Source organism: Variovorax sp. CF313 (assembly GCF_000282635.1).
Lineage (GTDB): Bacteria > Pseudomonadota > Gammaproteobacteria > Burkholderiales > Burkholderiaceae_C > Variovorax.
Window position 1 is genome coordinate 52,015 of record NZ_AKIW01000033.1, and the last position, 20,643, is coordinate 72,657.

General features: G+C 69.0%; 10 protein-coding genes. 2 read left to right on the forward strand and 8 right to left on the reverse strand.

The window, feature by feature from the left end; genetic code table 11:
- Window positions 1-52 precede the first annotated feature (52 nt).
- The 8 genes from cpaB to PMI12_RS10905 all read right to left on the reverse strand — a co-directional run bounded on the left by cpaB (window position 53) and on the right by PMI12_RS10905 (window position 7,687).
- Window positions 53-898 carry a Flp pilus assembly protein CpaB gene (gene cpaB / locus PMI12_RS10875; RefSeq protein WP_007832096.1) on the reverse strand — a complete coding sequence of 282 codons (846 nt, stop codon included), beginning with the start codon at window positions 896-898 and terminating at the stop codon, window positions 53-55.
- Between the two features lie 44 nt (window positions 899-942).
- Entirely contained in the window at window positions 943-1,527 is a 585-nt protein-coding gene (locus tag PMI12_RS10880) for an A24 family peptidase (RefSeq protein ID WP_007832098.1), read from the reverse strand.
- Between the two features lie 16 nt (window positions 1,528-1,543).
- Window positions 1,544-1,690 (reverse strand): hypothetical protein, encoded by a 147-nt coding sequence (locus tag PMI12_RS29205; RefSeq protein WP_007832100.1) that lies wholly within the window; start codon window positions 1,688-1,690, stop codon window positions 1,544-1,546.
- 213 nt (window positions 1,691-1,903) lie between these two features.
- Window positions 1,904-4,540: an AAA family ATPase gene (locus tag PMI12_RS10885; protein WP_007832103.1), complete on the reverse strand. Its 2,637-nt coding sequence runs from the start codon at window positions 4,538-4,540 to the stop codon at window positions 1,904-1,906.
- Window positions 4,537-5,664, reverse strand: coding sequence for a metallophosphoesterase family protein (locus PMI12_RS10890; protein WP_007832104.1), 1,128 nt, complete (start codon window positions 5,662-5,664; stop codon window positions 4,537-4,539). The genes PMI12_RS10885 and PMI12_RS10890 overlap by 4 nt, the downstream gene beginning before the upstream one ends.
- A 110-nt stretch (window positions 5,665-5,774) precedes the next feature.
- The gene (locus tag PMI12_RS10895) at window positions 5,775-5,957 is read right to left on the reverse strand and encodes a hypothetical protein (RefSeq protein ID WP_007832105.1); all 183 of its coding nucleotides are present in this window, start codon (window positions 5,955-5,957) and stop codon (window positions 5,775-5,777) included.
- A gap of 104 nt (window positions 5,958-6,061) precedes the next feature.
- Complete coding sequence (locus tag PMI12_RS10900; RefSeq protein ID WP_007832106.1) at window positions 6,062-6,790, reverse strand: peptidoglycan DD-metalloendopeptidase family protein; 729 nt, start codon at window positions 6,788-6,790, stop codon at window positions 6,062-6,064.
- A 99-nt stretch (window positions 6,791-6,889) separates the two neighbouring features.
- Window positions 6,890-7,687, reverse strand: coding sequence for a class I SAM-dependent methyltransferase (locus tag PMI12_RS10905; protein WP_237726073.1), 798 nt, complete (start codon window positions 7,685-7,687; stop codon window positions 6,890-6,892).
- Between the two features lie 638 nt (window positions 7,688-8,325).
- Here PMI12_RS10905 and PMI12_RS10910 point away from each other — a divergent pair.
- Together PMI12_RS10910 and PMI12_RS10915 are read left to right on the forward strand one after the other, a co-directional pair.
- Window positions 8,326-15,648, forward strand: coding sequence for a type I polyketide synthase (locus tag PMI12_RS10910; protein ID WP_007832108.1), 7,323 nt, complete (start codon window positions 8,326-8,328; stop codon window positions 15,646-15,648).
- On the forward strand, window positions 15,645-20,642 hold the full coding sequence (locus PMI12_RS10915; protein WP_007832109.1) for a non-ribosomal peptide synthetase: 4,998 nt from the start codon (window positions 15,645-15,647) through the stop codon (window positions 20,640-20,642). The genes PMI12_RS10910 and PMI12_RS10915 overlap by 4 nt, the downstream gene beginning before the upstream one ends.
- The last annotated feature ends 1 nt before the right edge of the window (window position 20,643 follow it).

Here is a 20,643-nt window from a genome sequence, read left to right on the forward strand (position 1 = left end):
GGCGGGGGTGGGAGAGAGATATTGCACTTGGTGTTCCTCCTGGAGGTTTGGATCAGAAGCAGGCGAGAGAGCGAGCGGCGTTCTGGATCACTTCCACGCACTGGGACGCAGGCGCCATGGCAGGGCCGGTGCGCGCCACGCGCGGCCGGGCCGGCGGCGCCGCTGCCACCGTGGTGGCGATCGGCAGGATTTCCTTCTCGCCGAACAACTGGCCCTTGGTGATGCCGCCCGTTGCGACGGTGGTCTTGTCCATCTGGTTGCGCAGCACGAGCGACAGGGTTCCCACGCTGCGTGCCAGGTCGAGCTTTTCGGAGTCCTCGAGCGAGAGCTCCAGCGTCACGGCGCTCACCACCTTCGGCTTGGTGTCGTCGCGATTGGCCTCTTGCGCAACCGCCAGCACCAGGACCTTCTCCAGCACGGTCTTGCTGATCTGGCTGTTCTGCTCGCCCTTGGCCTTGTCCTGCTGGGCGTTGACCATCACGTCGACATAGTTGCCCGGCAATGCGAAGCCGGCAACGCCGACCACGTCGTTGACGCGCACCGTCATGGCCCGCTTGCCGCTGGCGATCACCGCCGACAGCCCGCCCTGGGTGCCCACCGGCGCCAGCTTGCCTTCCATGATCGCTTCGCCGCGCAGCACGCCGACCTTCACCACGCGGTCGTTCAGCGCCTTGATGTCGCTGAACGAGCCGCTCGGTATGGAGCCAGCGGGCCAGTCGACCGTTGAGAGCATCTGCGCGTTGACGCGGCTGCCCAGTTCGATGTCGACGGCGGCCACGACCACCTTGTTGGAAGCGATTCCGCCTTGCCGCGACATCCACCCGGTCGCATAGACCGCGGCGGCCAGCCCTGTGAGCAAGGCCAGAAAGATCAGCCCGAGCGCCTTGATGTTCTTCATGTGAACCTCGCGTTGGATGAGAAATTGGTGAATGAATGAAAGGACTAGACGTAGCCCAGCTGGTGCGCAAGCACGTTGATCACCGTGCCCGCTGCAATGCAGATTCCGTAGGGCATCTTTCCGACGGACTGCTCCGCCGAAACGTGCCCGGTGGGACGAATTCCCACGATGCTGGAGACCGCCATGCCCTGGGCCGCAGCCTTGACATTGGCCAGCATGTGCCCGAGGCGGCGCCGATGGATCGCGAAGGCCAGGGCCACCACGCCGCCGACGATGAAGGTGCAGAGCACGGCCATCAGCGTCTGCTGAGGCCCAAGGAAGGCCCCTGCCATCGCCATCAGCTTGACGTCGCCGGCGCCCATGATCCCGATCACATAGAACGTCAGCATTGCGCCGAAGCCCACGGCCAGTCCGCCGAATGCGCTCAATGCGCCCACGGTGGGCGTGCGGGCCGCAAGCGTTCCGGCGATGAGCGCGAAGAGCGCGCCACCGAAGGTCAGCCAGTTGGGAATGCGGTAGAAGCGCCAGTCGCTGACGGCGGCCACGCCGAGCAGCGCGAAGAGCGCGAGCATGCGGACGTCGGAAACCAGCATTCCCAGCAGTTCGAGAACGGCGTTGAATTCCTGCATGGTGGGCTCCGCGGGTTCAGGCGCTGCGCCGGATGGCGAGCCACAGGAGCAGGCACACGACCACCACGAGCGCACCGATCAGCGCGAACTCCATGAGTGACATGCCTGCGTCTTCGCGCAGCAGGTTCATGAAGAGTCTCGGCGGCAGTGCGAGCGTTTGCATGTGTGTTCCCCGGTTGTCGTTGCCGGCCTGAACTGCCTGTTTGCCCGGTATGGGCAGAAGCGTTCGGCCTGGGGATGACTTTAGGAATCACGCCGCCTTCGCACATGAGCGAAGCGCCCCTTTGCGGGGGAGCCAAGCGCCCTGCCCGTGCGGGGTCGGGGCCATGACAAAGCGCCTATGCGCAGCGCATCGAACCGCGCCGCGGGTTGTGGGCTACGGGATGTTTCGCGCCACGACCCCGAGATCCCGCCAGACGTCGGGGTGGCAGCTGAAGATCAGGATCTGGTGCCGCGCCGCCGCGTCGTACAGCACCCGCTTCATCTGCCGCAGACGCTCTTCGTCGGTGTTGACCAGGGCATCGTCGAGGATGAGCAGGGTCGGCTTGCTCGCTTCCTTCAGCAGGTCCGCATAGGCCAGCCGGGCGACGACACCCATCTGCTCCCGTGCGCCCACGCTGAGTTCCGCGAAGTCCCCGCTCTGGGCGCCGCGCAGGCCCTGCCGCGTGATGCGGCCCGGCGAGAGGTCGTCGCCGACCTCGACCTGTGCACCGGGAAAAAGAATCTGCAGGTAGTGGTCGAGGTGCTTCTGCAGCGGCGCGCGCAGGCGCCGCGCCAGGGCCGAGCGCTTCTCGCGCAACAGCTTCAGCAGGTGGTCCAGCGCCTTCGCACGGCGTTCGAGTTCGGTGCAGCGCCGCGCGGCATGCTCGAGTTCGCGCTGCTTCTCCGACGCTGCTTCTTCCTGGCCCAGCGCACCCCTGGTTTCCAGTTCGACCTCGAGCCGGGTGATCTCGTTGGCCCGCTGGCTGTGCGTGGCTTCGGCTTGCCTTGCGCTGCGCTCCAGCCGTTCCACGTCCTGCGCGAGCACGGGCAGGTTGACGGTCTGCAACTGCTGTGCGAGTTCGGCGACCTTGTCCTGCAGGGCCGATTGCTGTGCCAGCGCATCCGTCAGGGCTGCGCCGGCCTCCGCCTTGCGGGAGGCGCGCATCGGGTCGTCCAGCGTGGCTTTCACCGCCGCGAGTTCATCCCCGGCCGCCCTGACCTGCTCCCGCGCATTGCCGGCAGCGATCTTGGCGTCGTTGAGCGCTGCGGATGCGGCCTCCAGCGCGGCACGCGCGGCGCTCTCTTCCGACTCCGCCTGCGCACTCGGCGGCACCGCCGCGCCGGCCGCAGGAGCCGGCGGCATGTTCTGCAGAACCTGCCGCGCTTGCGCGAGCCGGGCTTCGCGCATGGCGATGTCGGCAGCGAGCGCGCTCAATCCCTTGGGGGCGAGCGCAGCCAGCACGGCCTCTGCCGCGCCGGCTTCGCCCTTGCGCAGCGCTTGCAGCCGCACGCGCTCCTCCACGGCCGCCACGCTCTCGGCGCGCAGGCTTTGGAGCAGCGCGGCAATTTCGTCGCGCGCACGGTCCCGCTCGATGGCGAGGCTCTCCAGGTCGGCCCCGCCCGGCAGCACCGTGATGCGGCCGATGCCTTCGATCTCGATGTCGGTCCGCGCGATGACGGTCTGGCGCTTCGAGCCGGAAAGCTCGATGCCGGCGACCCGCACCCTCGCCGCGGGCTGCAGTTCGAACTCCAGGGCCGTCGCGACCGCATCGAGCCTGGCCTGTGCCGTGCGAAGCGCATCGGCGCAACGCTGAAGCCGCTTGAGCTCGCCTTCGGGCACCGCGAGCGCCTGGGCTTCGGCCTGCAGGCGCGAGACCTTGTCCTGCTCGCTCCTTGCCTTCTCATGGCTCTGTACGAGCGCTGCAAGCTGCTCGGCCAGGCTTTCGACGGCTCTCTCCTGCGCAATGCGCGAAGCTGCCTGCCGCGCCGCGCGCAGGTTTTCACGTGCGGCGGCATCGGCCTGCGCCGCTGCCGCGTGGCGGGGCTCCCACGCCTGCAGTTCGCCCAACGCCTTGGCCAGGCCCTCCTGAACCGCCTGCAGGTTCTTTTGCCGCAGGACGACCGTGGCTTCCTCGCGCTCCATCGCCTGCAGCTGGGTGCGCCAGGAATTCACCTGGGCGGCGACCTGCTTGAGCACGGCGTCCTGCGCGTTCTTTCGGTCGTTCAACCCCTTGGCTTCGTCCAGCCGCTGCTGCGCAACGACGAGCTGCTCGCGCAAGGCCGCCCAGGGCCGCGCCGCTTCGTCGCGCTGATGGTCGCGGCGCAGGCCGGACAGGCGGTCCACGCCGGACCGATAGGCCTCGATGTCGGCGTACAGCCGTTCGAGTTCGGCCCCGAGATCCGTGCGCAGCCTGATGGCATCGGCGAAGGCGCCACGCGGCGTCCCGGCCGAGGGGGTGAGCAACTCGTTGCGTTCGCCTTCCACCGCCTTCAGCACCGCATCGCCATGGCTGGACGCCAGTTCGCCAAGCGATTCGCCGAGCGCGTTGCGCAGGTGGTCGCTGGCGAAGCCCACGGCGCCGGCAATGTCGTGCGAGGTGCCCTGCCTGATCCACAACAGCCCCGGAATGCCCATGTGCTCCGGCGTGCTGGCACCCTTGCCCGGAAAGCGAAAGCCGAGCAGCGACGCCAGGTGGTCTTCCGCCACCGCGCCGTCCATGGCCTTGCCGTCGATGACGAGCTCGCAGCGCTTCTTGCCGAGGAAGGCCTTGGTGAGCCGGCACGGCTTGCCGTCGAGTTCGAAGTCGAGCTCGACCGTGGGCGTCACCGAACTTTCTCCCCACGGCCGCAGGTGCTCGACCGCGCTCGAGCGATGCCGCTCGAAGAAGGCGGCGCGAATGGCCTCGGCGACGGTGGACTTGCCCGACTCGTTGGGCGCCGCGAAAAGGTTCAGCCCGTCCGTGAAGCCGTCGATTTCCAGTGGCGCGCGGAACAGCTTGAAGTTCTCGATGCGAAGACGCTGCAGCTTCATGCGCCGGCTCCGGTGCGCGCAGGACCTTGCGCGTCGAGGATGCGGGCCAGCGTGAGCAGTGCATCGCGCGCCAGTTCCGCATCGGCATCGCCCTGCTGCGCGCGCAGTTCCTGCAAGGCCTCGCCGACGAAGCCGTCGGCATGCAGCGCCTGGATGTCTTCTTCCGTCGGCTCCAGCCGCAGGGCCTCGCCGTCCCACACCAGCGCACGCGCGCGGGCACGGGCAGCATCGAGCGCGGCGCCCAGCCTGTTGTGGCCGCCGAGGTCGCAGGCGCCTTGCGCGCGCAGCTGCAGCACGTCGCTGCTGCCGACGCGCTCCAGCTTCTCCACCAGTTCGTCGATGTCGGAAGGCACCGCGAGCCGAGGCTCCAGTTGCTGCCAGGCGAACTGGCCGGTGCGAATCGGCTCCACCGCCGGCACGGCGCCGGCCTCCGCGATGGTCACGAGCAGCGCCTGCCCCGAATCGTTGGCCCTGAAGCGGTCGGTCTCGGGCGTGCCCGCATACCAGGTGCGCTCGTCGATCTGCCGGGTGCCGTGCCAGTCGCCGAGCGCGAGATAGTCGAGCCGGGCCTGCGCGGCGCGCCCTGCCGCGATGGGATTGGCCGAGTCGATGTCCTCCGACAGGATGCCCTGCACGCAGCCGTGCGCCAGCCCGATGCGCGGCAGCCCTTCCTCGCCCTGCGCGGTGGCAAACCAGTCGGTGAGGTCGCCGTAGGTATGGCGCTGCGTGAGCGGCGCCGGCAGCAGCGTGAACTTGCCGGCCACCGTGCGAGGCTTGGGCTCCAGGCAGCAGACGACGTTCGGCGCGATGGCGCCCAGCCGCTGCGCGCGGCTCCAGACCGATTCGCTCAGCGCGGAATCGTGGTTGCCCGGAATCAACAGCCAGGGGCCGGCAAAGCCCTGCATGGCGTTGAACATGCGGCGGATGGTCTTGTCGGACACGGTCTGCAGGTCGAACACGTCGCCCGCGACCAGCACGGCGTCGACCTGGCGTTCGGCGGCGATGCCGGCCAGCAGTTCGACCGCCTTGAAGCGCGCCTCGAACAGCGCCGCGGCGTCGTCGGGTTCGAACTGCGAGAACACGCGGCCGATCTGCCAGTCCGCGGTGTGAAGCAAAGAAATCATGCGCGGCCCTCCCTTGCCTCTCGCGTCTTCAGGTCATCTAAAACAGCGAGCATCTTAGAGGGCCGGGGACGCGTCGAGCTTCGCGCGGCCCTGGGGGGGCAGGCGGGCGGCTAGGGCCTGGAGTCGATCCCCGACGCGCACTCTTCCAGCAGCGCGGCCGATTGAGTGACCTGTTCGGCGATCCGGGCACGCAGCAGCGGCCAGTCGAGACTGAAGGGCGCAAGCAGGAACCATTGCGTGGTCAGCGCCAGCGCGGTGCCAAGAATGAGGAACATCCACTGCACGAGTTCCATTGCCGCTCCAGTTCAGAGTGAGGGCGAGAGTCTGCGCATTTCACCGGCGCCGCGATATCACCAATTCGGGGGATGCCTTTCGCCAGAGGGCCGCCCCGCCGCGGTCACCTCGCAGGCAGGTACTGCCGCGGATCGACCGCGTTGCCGCGGTGGCGGATCTCGAAGTGGAGCCTCGCGCGCCCGCCGTCGGCGCCGCCGATCTCGGCGATCTTCTGGCCCCTTTGCACCTGCTGGCCCTGCTTCACCAGCATCGAGCGCACATTGGTATAGACCGACATGTAGGAGCCGCCGTGATCGACCATGAGCACGCTGCCGTAGCCGCGCAGCGTTTCGGTCACGGCCACCTTGCCCGCGCCGATGGACATCACCGGCTCGCCGAGGCTGCCGCCGATGTCGATGCCCTTGTTGCTGCTGCCGTTGAAGCCCGCGATCACCTGGCCCTGCGCGGGCCAGGTCCAGTCGCTTCGCCGCGATGCGGGTGGTGCGGCCGGTTCCAGCTCCGGCACCGCGACCCGGGGCGGCCTCGAACGCTCCGGGCGCTCGGCGCCTGCGCTCCTTGCGGCGGGCGGCTCCGACGATGCGCCGCCCGGCGGAACCACGCGCAGCACCTGCCCCGCCTCGAGCCGATCGGGGTCCTGCAGGTTGTTCCAGCGCGCAACTTCGCCCGGCGAACGCCCCGCCTTTGACGCAATGCGATAGAGCGTGTCGCCCGGCTGGACGACGTACTCGCCCGGTCCCGCCACCGGCGCCTTTGGTGAGGTGGAGCACGCTGCCACCATCAATGCCGCGGTCAGCGCAATGCCCGCGCGCCAGTTCCTTCCTGTCACAACCACTAGCGGATTCCTTCCTTGATGAGCTGAATCTCGCGCTCCCCGGTGCTCCGGGGACCGCGTTCGAAGAATCCTGGAAGGCTACCAGCAGCCGCGGGTTGTTCAACCCGCCTCCGGTTCTTCTCCTGCCGTGCGCCTTGCGATGCACATCAACGACAGCGCGCTCGCAGGGGAAGCCGGATCGCGGCCGGACAGCACATTGCCCATGCGGTATTTCCATTGGGCCCGCCCGAGCTCTCCGGCGAGCGCCTCGGCGCCTATCCGGTGGTTGTGCGGATGCACGCGGACATCGAAGCCCAGCGGCTGCAGCGTGGATTCGAAGAACTCCTTCGTCACGCCGTCGCCGGGCCGGTGATGCACCTCGGTCTTCAGCCCCCACGACTGCTGGCTGCCGGTCTTGTGGAAACCGCGCCCTGTCATGCGGTAGACCCACAGCCGCGCGTCCCACAACAGCCTGGCCAGACCCTTGTAGTCCCATGCCGTCAGCTGGGGATCGTGATCGGTGATCAGGATGCCGTCAGGCTTCACCAGGCGGGCGCCTTCCCGCAGCACCGCCGTCATGTCGTCGCAGTGGTGCAGGGTGGCATTGATGGCCACGATGTCCGCCACGTGCGAGCGGAACGGCGTATGCGCCGCATCCGCCAGCACCGTGGTGTAGCCGAGGCCCGCAGCCAGCTTCAGCGAGCCCGGGGCCACGTCCACGCCGATGAGCAGCCGGGGCTTTCCGCCCAGCGTGGCGAAGACATTGCCAGGCCCGCAACCCAGGTCGATGACGACCTTGTCCGTCCATTCGCCCCCGGCGGCGAGCCAGCGGCTGCGAAAGTGGGCATCGCGGTGACAGAAGTCCAGATATTCCTGCGCCCAGGCCGCATTGCCGAAATATGTGGCATTGGCGGTCAATGCGTCTGAATTGTTCGGGAGAATTGATTTCCAATAGTGTTCGCAAGGCGTCAGGGTAACATCTGGCAATAGGATTTCGTAAAGCATTTTCGACCTTGGAAAGAATTGATTCGCGCGGAATCGGGTGCTTCTTTCAGTCTTTTCAAATCCAAGGTTTTGTACAGTTATTTTTTATCCGGTTACAGACGGGGTGAATTGATAACAGCCGCCGCCGGGAGGATGTTTCATTTTTCGACAGCAAAGGCGCCCCGTTTTTCGCATGACTACAGAGAGCGGACGCGAGACCAACGCGCTCACGCCAGGCCGCCCCATGCAACGCGCTTTGCCCCGGAATTTCGGCATTTCTCCCCAGGAGTACCCCGCTTCAGCCCCGCCTTTTGACCTTCGAAAGTGGCTCGCGCACAGGCTTGCGCCCCCTAAATCCCGCATCAGTTACCTCAAACTGGATGATTCGGGTAGTACGTTTTAGAAATAACCATATCTGTTTGTAACCTAACCATAAAGTACCCACATCGGCCGGTAGAAAGCTCCTAGTATGAAGTCACGAAAAGAACACAACAGATGCTCCCTCATTAATTGGGCAAATGGAAATTCCATTTGCCCAATTGCTTCCATTGTATTGCTTCCGGGATATTCAAATGGAAATTCGAAGTATTTCGCAGCCGCAGGAAAGCTCTCCGGGTCTCGCCCTGGAAGACCTGTTCGGGCCGCGATGCAAGCCGGCAGGACCGGCCGGAGGCTGCACCGGTTCGCTGGCGCTTGAGCCCGGCTTTGCCCGGCGCTGGAGCCAATGGCTCGCCGCCACCGGCCAGCTGCCGGATGCCCTCTTCGCGGGCGCATGGCTGCTGCTGCAGTCGCGCTGGCTCGGAAGCCTCTGGCCCGTGCTGCACGAGGCGGGCGTTGCCCCGGCGCGCTGCACGACCACCGTCGCGTTCGACGCCACCAAGGCCGCGGGTACCTGGCTGGCTGAACTGGACCTCGCCCGCCGCGCAGCGTCGCACTCACCGCAGCCCATTGCGCCACCGGACTCGCTCTGGCTGCGCGAAGAGGTCCACGCCGACGCTCCCGTGCGGCTGCGCTTCGACACCGCTTCGGCATTGCTTCATATAGATGCAGCCGCGGGCTCGATGGACGCCGCCGCAATCGAACAGTTGCTCGCTGCCCTTGCCGACACCGCCCAGGACCTGCTGGAGCATCCCGATGCCGCCCTCGACGACATCCGCACGCTGCCGAGCACCGACCGCGCCGATCAGCTCGCAGCCTGGAACACCGCCCTCGCCCCGGTGGACCCTGTCACCACGGTAACCGGCGTGTTCAGCCGCCAGGCCGCGGCCGCCCCCGATGCCATTGCCATCGCACAAGGCGATGCGCAAATGAGCTACGGCGAACTCGACCGGCAATCCGACGAACTCGCGCGGCGCCTCCAGTGCCTGGGCGTTCGCAGCGGCGACGGGGTCGGCCTGCTGCTCGACCGCTCGATGGCCGCCATCGTGGCCCAGCTCGGCATCCTCAAGGCTGGCGGCGCCTACGTGCCGGTGCCCACCGATTTCCCGCCCGATCGGATCGCCTACATGCTCGGCGAGGCGCGTGCGCAGCACGTGCTCACCATGCAGGCGCACCACCACCTGGTCCCCCCCCACCAGGGCGTTTTGCTGCTCGACGAGTACGAAGACAAGACAAATCGAAGTGCATGGAACGCGCCGGCGATCGACGCCGAATCGGTGGCCTACGTCATGTACACCTCGGGCTCGACGGGCACGCCCAAGGGCATCGAGATCTGCCACCGGTCGATCCTGCGGCTGGTGGTGGGCGTGGACTACGTCGCGCTCGCTCCGGGCCGCGCCATGCTGCACGCGGCGCCGCTGGGCTTCGACGCGGCCACGCTCGAAATATGGGGTCCGCTGCTCAACGGTGGCTGCTGCGTGGTCCACGAAGAGCGCGTGCCCACCGGTGCCGGCCTCGCGCGCACCATCGCGCGCCACGACGTGCACACGGCATGGCTCACCGCCGCGCTGTTCAACGCCGTGATCGACGACGACCCGGCCCATCTCTCGGGCCTGCGGCACCTGTTCACCGGCGGCGAAGCGCTGTCGGTGCCGCACGTGCGGCGCGCGCTGGCGGCCCTGCCCGGCCTCACGCTGAGCAACGGCTACGGCCCCACCGAGTGCACAACCTTCGCGGCCACGCACCGCATCGCGTCGCCGCTGCCGGAAGACCTGCGTTCGATTCCGCTCGGGCGTCCCATCAAGGACACCGTGCTGCGCGTGCTGAGCCCCTCGATGGCACTGCTGCCGACGGGCTTCGTGGGAGAACTGTGCATCGGCGGCCACGGCCTGGCCCGCGGCTACCTGCGGCAGCCCGCGCTCAATGCCGAACGCTTCGTGCCCGACCCCTTCGGCGGTGCGGACGAACGGCTCTACCGCACCGGCGACCTCGCGCGCTGGCTGCCCGACGGCACCGTCGAGTTCATCGGACGCCGCGACGGCCAGGTGAAGATCCACGGCCACCGCATCGAGACCGGCGAGGTCGAGGCCGCGATCCTCGCCCACCCGGACATCCAGTCCTGCGCCGTGGTCGCGCGGCCCGACGAGAGCGGCCAGCTACGCCTTGTGGCCTATCTCGTCGCGCGCTCACAGAAGGTTTCGTGGGACGCCCTGCGTGCGCACCTCGCGGCCCGCCTGCCCGCGGCGTTGATTCCCGCCGCCCAGGTATGGCTCGCGCAGTTGCCCGTCACGCCGAATGGCAAGCTCGACCGCAGGGCGCTGCCCGAGCCGGCCGGCGAACGCCCCGAACTCGCCCAGCCCTTCGAGGAAGCGCGCGACACCGTCGAACAGCAGGTGTGCGAGGCCTTCGCCCGCGCACTGCACATCTCGAAGGTCGGGCGCAACGACAACTTCTTCGACCTCGGCGGCGATTCGCTGCTGGTGCTGCAGGTGCTCGCCGACCTGCAGCGCGGCACCGGCCTGCCGTTGTCGACCAACCTTTTCTTCCGCAATCCCACGCCAAAAGCGATGGGTGCGCGGATGCAGCAGGCGGGTGATCTGCCCGCCTCGGCCGCTGTGGTCGTCTCGGAGGATCGACCGACCACAGCGGCCACCCTTGCAGCGCGGCCGGACGCCGGCATTCACGACGCCATCGCCCTGGTTGCCACCGCCGGACGCTTTCCCGGCGCGGCCGACGTCGAGCAGTTCTGGGACAACCTCGTTGCCGGGCGCGACACCATCAGCTTCTTCGACGACGCCACGCTCGACGCCGGCGTGAGCGAGGCCCTGCGCAGCGACCCGTCCTACGTTCGCGCACGCGGCGTGATCGACGGCATCGAGGACTTCGACGCTGCCTTCTTCGGCATCAGCCCGAAGGAAGCGCAGCTGATGGACCCGCAGCAGCGCGTGTTCCTCGAGATCTGCTGGGAATGCCTGGAGCGCGCCGGCTACGTGCCCGATGCCGCGCCGGGCCCGGTCGGCGTGTATGCCGGCATGTACAACGCGACCTACTTCCAGCGCCACGTGAGCACCCGGCCCGACCTCGTGGAGCCGGTCGGCGAATTCCAGGTGATGCTGGCCAACGAGAAGGACTACATCACCACGCGGGTGGCGAACCGGCTCAACCTCACCGGCCCGGCCGTCAGCGTGCATACCGCCTGCTCGACCTCGCTCGTGGCCGTAGCCCACGCCTTCCACGCGCTGCGCACGGGCCAGTGCTACATGGCGCTCGCCGGCGGCGCATCGGTCAACTGCCCGCCGCGCAGCGGCTATCTCTACAACGAGGGCTCGATGCTCTCGCCCGACGGCCACACGCGCAGCTTCGACGCACAGGCCCGTGGCACGGTCTTCAGCGACGGCGCGGCCGTGGTGCTGCTCAAGCGGCTGGCCGACGCGCAGGCCGATGGCGACACCATCTACGCCGTGCTGCGCAGCGCCTGCGTGAACAACGACGGCGGCTCCAAGGCCAGCTTCACGGCGCCCAGCGTCGACGGGCAGGCGGCGGTGATCCGCGCCGCGCTCGCGGCGGCCGACGTCGATGCACGCAGCATCTCTTACGTGGAGGCTCACGGCACCGCCACGCCGATGGGCGACCCGATCGAGGTCGAGGCGCTGGCCTGTGCCTATGCCGAGCACACCGACGCGCTCGGCTACTGCACGCTCGGCTCGCTCAAGAGCAACGTCGGCCACATGGTCACGGCGGCCGGCGCTGCCGGTCTCATCAAGACGGCACTGGCGCTGCACTACGAACAGATTCCGCCGACCGTGCATTTCAGCGCGCCGAACCCGGCGATCGACTTCGCGCGCACACCCTTCCACGTCACGGCGAGCCTGCAGCCGTGGCCGCGCGCCGACCAGCCGCGCCGCGCAGGCGTCAGTTCCTTCGGCGTCGGCGGCACCAACGCGCACGTGATCGTCGAAGAAGCGCCACCGCGGCAGGCCTCGCCGGCGGCGGCGGGCGACCACGTGCTGCCGCTGTCGGCGCGCTCCGAGGCCGCGCTCGACACAGCCACCGAGCAGCTCGCGGCGCACCTCGAGGCGCACCCCGAACTGCCGCTGGCCGACGTGGCCCACACCCTCGCGGTCGGCCGCAAGGCCCACACCTTCCGCCGCGCGGTGGTGGCCAGCGGAACGGCCGAAGCCATCGCGGCCCTGCGCAGCGCCGACTCGCCCAGCCGCGCCAGCGGCCGCACCGCCTCGCGTGCACCGCAGCTCGTGCTGATGTTCCCCGGGCAGGGCGCGCAGTACGCAGGCATGGGCAAGAACCTCCGCGCGAACGACCCGGTGTTCGCCGCCGCGTTCGACGACTGCATGGCCGCTTTCGACGGGGCGACCGATTTCGACCTGCGCGAGCGCATGTTCTCCGGCGACGCGCAGTCGCTGGTGCCCACGGCCGTCACGCAGCCCGCGATCTTCACGCTCGAATACGCGCTCGCGCGGCGGCTGCTGGCGCTGGGCGCGCGGCCGCATGCGCTGATCGGCCACAGCGTCGGCGAATTCGTCGCGGCCGTGCTCGCGGGTGTGATGCGGCTCGAAGACGCCGCCCGGCTCGTGGCCCGCCGCGGTGCGCTCATGCAGGCCCGGCCAGCGGGCGCGATGCTGTCGGTGCGCATGGGCGCGGCCGAACTGGCCGGCCGGCTCGGCCCGCAGCTGTCGCTCGCCGCCGAGAACGGCCCGGCGGCCTGCGTCGCCGCCGGCCCCTTCGATGCCATCGCGGCGCTGCAGGCGGCGCTGGAAGCGGATGGCATTCCGGCCCGTCCGCTGCAGACCTCGCATGCCTTCCACTCCGCCATGATGGACGCGGCCGTCGAGCCCTTCGAGGCACTGGTCGGCAAGGTGGCGCTGCGTGCGCCGCAGACGCCGATCTACTCGACGCTGACCGGCCAACCGCTCGAAGACGCCGAAGCCACCAGCCCGGCCTACTGGGCCCGGCACCTGCGCGAAACCGTGCGCTTCTCGCCGGCCGTACGCTGCGCGATGGCGCAGACGGCAAACCCGCTGTTCGTGGAAGCCGGCCCGCGCAACATGCTTTCCACGCTGGTGCGCCAGCACGGCGCGGGCAGCGTCGTACCGCTGCTGCACGGCGAGCCGGCCGAAGAGGCTCGCACCCTGCGGCTGGCGTTGGGCCGCCTGTGGACCTGCGGCGCCGAGGTCGAGCTGTCGCGCCTCGCTGCACGCAACGGCGCCCAGCGCGTGTGCCTGCCCACCACGCCGTTCGAGCGCAAGCGCTTCTGGGTCGACATCGCCGCTCCCACCCTTCTCCCCCTTTCCACCGCGACCGCATCCGTCAGCGCCGCCGTCGCGGCCCCTGCCTCTTTCATTCCATCCATTCCCCTGGAGCCGATCGTGACCGCAGCAGCAACGCCCTCGCCTCTTCCCCCTCCCGCCTCGTCCATGGACGCACGCCTGCGCACCCTGTTCGAGGACATCTCCGGCCTCGACATGGCACAGGCGGAGGGACACGCGCCCTTCGGCGAGCTGGGCCTGGATTCGCTCACGCTGACCCAGGCGGCCACGCAGATCAAGAAGCACTTCAAGGTCAACCTCAGCTTCCGTCAGCTGATGGAGAAATACCGCTGCTTCGACTCGCTCTCGGCCTTCCTGCGCGAGAGCCTGCCGCCTGAGGCAGCGCCTGCGTCGGCCGTTGCACCCGCCGTCGTGGCAGCGCCGGTGGAAAGTGCCGTCGCCGTGCCGCAGGCCGCGCCGCGCCAGCCGATGCCCGTGTACATGCCGATGCAAGGGGGTGCCGCGGGCGACGCGCAGTTGTCCCAGCTGATTGCGCAGCAGATGGAACTGATGCGCCAGCAGCTCGCACTGCTGTCGGGTGCGGCGCCGGCCGCGCCGCTGATGACGCTGCAGGCCGTGCCGGTCCAGCCGGTGGCTGCAGTTCCGTCCGAGGAGTCCGCGCAGAAGGAGCCGGTGCGCTACGACGTGTCCAAGGCCTTCGGCGCCATCGCGCGCATCCACACCCAGCGCATGGCCGAACCCAGCGGCCGCCAGAAGGCACGCCTCGCCGCCTTCATCCGGCGCTATGTCGAGCGCACGCGCAAGAGCAAGGACTTCACCGACGCCAACCGCCCCCACATGGCCGACCCGCGCGTGGTCAACGGCTTCCGCCCGATCACGAAGGAGATCACCTACCAGATCGTCATCGAGCGCTCCAAGGGTTCGAAGATGTGGGATCTCGACGGCAACGAATACGTCGACGCGCTCAACGGCTTCGGCATGAACATGTTCGGCTGGCAGCCCGACTTCGTGCAGGAGGCCGTGCGCAGGCAGCTCGACCAGGGCTACGAGATCGGCCCGCAGCACCCGCTGGCGGCCGAGGTCACTGCGCTCATCTGCGAGCTCACGGGCAGCGACCGCGCCGGCCTGTGCAACACCGGCTCCGAAGCCGTGATGGCCGCGCTGCGCATCGCGCGCACCGTCACCGGCCGCAGCACTGTGGTGGTGTTCACCGGCTCCTACCACGGCACCTTCGACGAGGTGCTGGTGCGCGCCGGCAAGGGCGGCAAGGGCCTGTCGGCAGCGCCGGGCGTGATGAGCGGCATGTTCGGCGACATCCGCGTGCTCGACTACGGCACGCCCGAGGCGCTGGCGTTCATCCGCGAGAACGCCGACGACCTGGCCGCCGTGCTGGCCGAGCCGGTGCAAAGCCGCCGCCCCGACTTCCAGCCGCGCGAGTTCCTGCACGAGGTGCGCGACATCACCGCGAAGAGCGGCTGCTGCCTGATCTTCGACGAGGTCATCACCGGTTTTCGCACCGCGCTGGGCGGCGCCCAGGAACTGTTCGGCGTGCGCGCCGACCTTGCCACCTACGGCAAGGTGATCGGCGGGGGCTTCCCGGTCGGTGTGATCGCCGGCAAGCGCGAGTTCATGGACGCGCTCGACGGTGGCGCCTGGCAGTACGGCGACGACTCGATCCCCGGCGTGGGGGTGACCTACTTCGCCGGCACCTTCGTGCGCCATCCGCTCGCGCTCGCCGCGGCCAGGGCCTCGCTCACCCACCTGAAGGAAGCCGGGCCCGCGCTGCAGGCCGGCCTCAATGGCAGCACCGCCGCCATGGCCGCCGAGCTCTCGGGCTGGTGCAGGGAAGTCGGCGCGCCCGTCGAGATCCGCCACTTCGCGTCGCTGTGGCGCGTGAGCTGGCTCGAGGACCACCCGCTGCAGGACCTGTTGTTCGCAATGATGCGCAGCCGCGGCGTGCACATCCTGGACAACTTCCCGTGCTTCCTCACGAGCGCGCACAGCGCCGAGGACATCGCATTCATCCAGAGCGCATTCAAGGAATCGGTCGCCGAGATGCAGGAATCCGGGTTCCTGCCGCGCCGCGCCGTGGCCATCGCCGGCTTCGACGCGCACAAGCCGACCGAGGAAGGCTCGGTGCTGGCCCGCGACATCGACGGCCAGCCCTTCTGGTACGTGCCCGGCGCGCCCACCCCCAGCCAGCACATCTTCAATGGAAAGGCCGCAGCATGAACGCCGTTTTCAAGCCCACCGTCAGCGACGGTGCCATCGAATGCATCATTCCCACGACGGAATCGCAACGCGAAGTCTGGCTCGGCGCAACCCTGAGCACCGAGGCCTCGATGGCCTACAACGAATCGGTCCTGCTGCGCCTGCGCGGCGCGCTGGACGAGGAGGCCCTGGCGCGTGCCATGGACCGGCTGCTCGAACGCCACCAGGCCTTGCGCGCCACGATCTCGCCGGGCGGCACCTGCATGCTGGTCAGCCATCCGGGCGGGAACGTCCTGACCCGGCAAGACCTGAGCGGGCTCGAGCCTGAAGCCCGCGCGCAGGCGCTGCGCTCGGCCCATGGCCAAGCGGTGTGCACGCCCTTCTCGCTCGAACATGGCCCGCTGTTTCGCGCCGTGCTGTACCGCCTCGGCAATGCCGAGCACGAACTCGTGATGTCGGCGCACCACGTGGTCTGCGACGGCTGGTCCTGGGGTGTCATCACCGAGCAGCTGGGCCACCTGTATGCCGAGCAGAACGGCACCGGGCTGAAGCTCAGGGCCGCGCCGCTCTTCGCCGACTTCGCCGCCGAGGAAGCCGCCGCGGCCGCGCATCCCGACATGCAGGCGCACGTGGACTACTGGCTCGGGCGCTTCCCCGGCAGCGTGCAGCCGGTGCTCGACCTGCCGCTGGACCGTCCGCGTCCGGCCGCACGCACCTTCAATTCGCGCCGCACCGAGCGCCTGCTCGACAAGCGCCTCGTCGGCACCCTGCGCGTGACGAGCACCAAGGCCGGCGCCAGCCTGTTCACCGGCCTGCTCAGCGGCTTCGTCGCGACGCTGCACCGTCTCACGGGCCAGGAAGACATCGTCGTAGGCGTGCCGGCGTCGGGCCAGCTCGCGCATGACGTGCCCGGACTGGTCGGCCATTGCGTGAACCTGCTGCCGCTGCGCATCGCCACGCACGCCGGCATGCGCTTCGACGCGCTGATGGACGAATGCAACACCGCCGTGCTCGACGCCTTCGACCACCAGGCGCTCACCTATGGCGCGCTGCTGGGCCAGTTGTCGCTCGAGCGCGATCCGAGCCGGCTGCCGCTGGTGAGCGTGGCGTTCAACGTCGACCCCGACGTGGCGAGCAGCGCCGAGGCGTTCACGAGCCTCGACGTGGCACAGGACACCATCCCCCGCCGCTACGAGAACTTCGAATTGTTCCTGAACCTGCGCCCGCTCGATGGCGGCCTGATGGTGGAGGCGCAGTACAACACCGACCTGTTCGACGACGTCAGCGTACAACGCTGGCTGGACATGTTCGAGTGCGTGCTGCAGTCGGGCTCGCACAAGCCGGACGAAACGGTCGGCCGGCTCGAAGTGCTGTCCGTCGACGCCGCGCGTTCGCTGATCGCGCTGCAGCCCGCGCGCGTTCCGCTGGTCGGCATGCCGCTGGCGCATGCCGGCTTTGTCGCGCGCGTGCCTCGGCAGCCCGATCACCCGGCGGTGCGCGATGGTGCGCGAAGCTGCAGTTACGGCGAACTCGATGCGCTGTCGAACCGCATGGCGCGTGCATTGCACGCGCGCGGCGTGGGCCGCGGCCAGCGCGTGGGGCTGTGCCTGGAGCGCAGCCTGGAAATGGTCGTGGCGATGCTGGGCATCCTGAAGGCGGGCGCGTCCTACGTGCCGCTCGATCCGGCCTTTCCGCAGGCGCGGCTCGACCACTACGCCAGCGACGCCCGGCTCAGCCTGATGCTGACCTCGTCGGACGTCGCCGTGGCGCCGCGCCACTGGTGCGCCGACGCGGGCCAGCGGATCTTCGAGATCGACCGCGACACCTCATGGCGGCAGCTTGCCGGCGAGACCCTGCCGCCGAGCACGGACGACCCGGGGCCCGAAGACGCCTGCTATGTGATCTACACCTCCGGCTCGACCGGCTTGCCCAAGGGCGTCATCGTCCATCATCGGGGCGTGGCGCACCTGCTGCAGTGGATGCAGCGCGAATCGGACGTCGGCCCGGCCGACCGGATCGCCGCCGTCACCACCCTGTCGTTCGACATGGCCATACCCGACCTGCTGCTGCCGCTGGCGGCTGGCGCCGAACTCGTGATGGTGCAGCGCGAGATCGCGATGGACGGCAATCGCCTGGGACAGGCGCTCGACCAGGAGCAGATCACGCTCCTGCAGGCCACGCCCGGCATGTGGCAGCTCCTGCTCGATGCCCAGTGGGCCGGCGGCGCCCCCGGCTTTCGCGGCTGGACCGGTGGCGAGGCGCTGCGTCCGAGCATGGCTCTGGCGCTGTGCGAACGCATGGAGGGCCTGTGGAACGGCTATGGGCCGACCGAGACCACGGTGTACTCCACAGCCTGGCACGTTCGCCCCGAAGAGGTCGCGTCGCGCGGCGTGTCGATCGGCCGGCCGGTCGACAACACCGAGATCTGGATCCTCGATGCCGAACTGCAGCCCTGCCCCATCGGCGTGCCGGGCGAGATCTGCATCGCCGGCGAAGGTGTCTCCCTGGGCTACCTCGATCGTCCAGAGCTGACCGCCGAGCGCTTCGTCACGGTGCGCATCTTCGGCACCGCGAAGAGGGTGTACCGCTCGGGCGACCGCGGCCGCTGGCGCAACGACGGGCTGCTCGACCACCTCGGCCGGCTCGACTTCCAGGTCAAGGTGCGCGGCTACCGCATCGAGCCCGGCGAGATCGAGGTGCGCTGCTGCGAGGTTGCGGGCGTTTCGCGCAGCGTGGTCGTTGCGCGCGAGGACAACCCCGGCGACGTGCGCCTGGTGGCCTACCTTGCCCTGATGCCGGACGCCGGCTTCGACCTCGATGCGCTGATGGTGCACCTGCGCAAGCACCTGCCGGCCTTCATGCTGCCGCAGCACGTGGTGACGCTCGATGCCCTGCCCACGCTGCCGAACGGCAAGGTCGACCGCGTCTCGCTGCCGCCGCCGCAGGCGGCCGCGCGCGAGGAGGTGCGGCGAGGCGCCGGCCCGTGCAACGACCACGAGCGCAAGGTACTCGCGATCATGGAGAAGGTGCTGAGCCTGCCGGGCCTCGACATGGACGACAACTTCTTCACCGTGGGCGGCCATTCGCTGCTGGCCGCGCGGCTCACCACGCTGTTGAGCCGCGAGTTCCAGGTCACGCTGCCGCTGCGTTCGCTGTTCGAGTCGCCCACGGCCGGGAAGCTGTCCGCGGCCATCCAGGGCCTGCAGGGTGCGGGCGTCGGGCTGCAGGCTCCCATTGCATGCCGCCCGGAGCGCCGTAGCGCGCCGCTGACGCTTTCGCAGGAGCGCATCCGCTTCATGGAGCAGTTGCACCCGGGCCGCTCGGTCTACAACGCGCCTTCGGCGCAGCGGCTGATCGGGCAGCTCGATGCAACGCGCTTCGAAGGCGTGCTGCGCGAAGTGATCCGGCGCCAGCCCTCGCTGCGCACCCGCATGGACATCGACCAGCAAAGCGGCAAGCCGGTGCAGCTGATCGCGGAGTCCGTGGAATTCGCCCTGCCGCTGGTCGACCTGCGCGGCCTGCCGGCCGACCAGCGCGAGGCCGAGCTGGCCGAGCGCATGCAGGAGCTGGCGGACCGGCCGATCGACATCCACAGCGCGCCGATGATGCACGCGACCCTGTTCCAGGTCGACGACAACGAGCACGTCTTCATGTTCGTGCCGCACCACCTGATCTGGGACGGCTGGTCCTTCGACCTGATGCAGCGCGAACTGGCCGCGCTCTACGACGCCGCCGAGCGCGGCCGTCCGCACAACCTGCCCGCACTCGCCACCACCCACGGGGACTATGCCGAGTGGCTGGAGAAGTGGATGACCGAGCCCGCCTGCGAGGAACAGCTCGCGTTCTGGCGCGGCCGGCTCGAAGGCGCGAAGGCCGTGCGGCCGCCCGTGACCGACATGCCGCGCCGCGCGGGCAAGAGCGGCCAGGGCGGCGCGCACTGGATCAGCATCGACCTGCAAAGCACACAGCGGCTGCGCGAGATCGCGCGCGACATGGACGTGACGCTCAGCATGCTGACCTTCGGCGTCTACGCGCTGACCATGGCCCAGGTGACCGGCAACGACGCCATCGTCATCGCCAACCCGGTGCGCGGTCGCCAGCAGGCCGAGACGGAAGACGTCATGGGCTACTTCAACAACGTGCTGCCGGTCTCGCTCGCGGTGGACATGGCGCTGCCGCTGCCCGGCTTCATGCACTACGTGAAGCAGGAGCTGCTGTCGATGATGAACAACCAGCAAGTGCCGTTCGAGCGCCTGATGGCCGAGCCGGGCTATGCGGGGCAGATCAAGACCTCGGGTCCCTACCAGTCGATGTTCTCGTTCCAGGACGCGCGCGAACGCTCGCGCTCCATCGGCAGCCTGCAGACCCGCCAGATGCACGTGATGCAGCATGGCGCCACCGACGACATCGGCGTGTGGCTGATGGACAAGCCGCACGGCCTCGAAGGCGCGCTGATCTACAACGCCGACGTGTACCTGCGCGAGACCGGCGCCCAGATGCGCGAGCGCTACCTCGAGGTGCTGCGCCGCGTCGCGGACCACCCGGGCGCCACGCTCGCGGAGATCGCCAGCACTGAAGGCTCGGCCAGCGCGCTCTACCTGCGCAAGCTGGCCACCGGCGACACGGACAAGGGCGCGCCGGCCGGCGCCGCCAACGGCGACGAGCGCAAGGCCAGGCAAGGCCTGCTCAGCCCCGAGCACGCGCAGCTCGCCCAGATCTGGGCCGGCGTGATCGGCATCGACGTGAGCGAGATCCGCGCCAGCGACAACTTCTTCGACCTCGGCGGCGACTCGCTGCTGGTGCTGCGCGCCGTGCAGCAGGCGGCACAGACGCTGGGGCACCGCGTGGAGCCGCGGCGCTATCTGTTCGAAAACCTCGGGCAGATCGCCTCGTCGGCGCAGGTCGCGCCGCAGGGCGTGCCGTCCGACCTCGCGGAACTGGCCGCCGACACGGCCGCACACGCGCAGCGCGGCGGCCTTTTGGGCGCCCTCGGCAGCTGGCTGCGCAAGGGGTGAT

Bases quoted from the DNA above. Each gene is read 5' to 3' on its own strand.
- cpaB (WP_007832096.1), bottom strand. From the start codon at position 898: ATGAAGAACATCAAGGCGCTCGGGCTGATCTTTCTGGCCTTGCTCACA.
- PMI12_RS10880 (WP_007832098.1), bottom strand. From the start codon at position 1,527: ATGCAGGAATTCAACGCCGTTCTCGAACTGCTGGGAATGCTGGTTTCC.
- PMI12_RS29205 (WP_007832100.1), bottom strand. From the start codon at position 1,690: ATGCAAACGCTCGCACTGCCGCCGAGACTCTTCATGAACCTGCTGCGC.
- PMI12_RS10885 (WP_007832103.1), bottom strand. From the start codon at position 4,540: ATGAAGCTGCAGCGTCTTCGCATCGAGAACTTCAAGCTGTTCCGCGCG.
- PMI12_RS10890 (WP_007832104.1), bottom strand. From the start codon at position 5,664: ATGATTTCTTTGCTTCACACCGCGGACTGGCAGATCGGCCGCGTGTTC.
- PMI12_RS10895 (WP_007832105.1), bottom strand. From the start codon at position 5,957: ATGGAACTCGTGCAGTGGATGTTCCTCATTCTTGGCACCGCGCTGGCG.
- PMI12_RS10910 (WP_007832108.1), top strand. From the start codon at position 8,326: ATGGAAATTCGAAGTATTTCGCAGCCGCAGGAAAGCTCTCCGGGTCTC.
- PMI12_RS10915 (WP_007832109.1), top strand. From the start codon at position 15,645: ATGAACGCCGTTTTCAAGCCCACCGTCAGCGACGGTGCCATCGAATGC.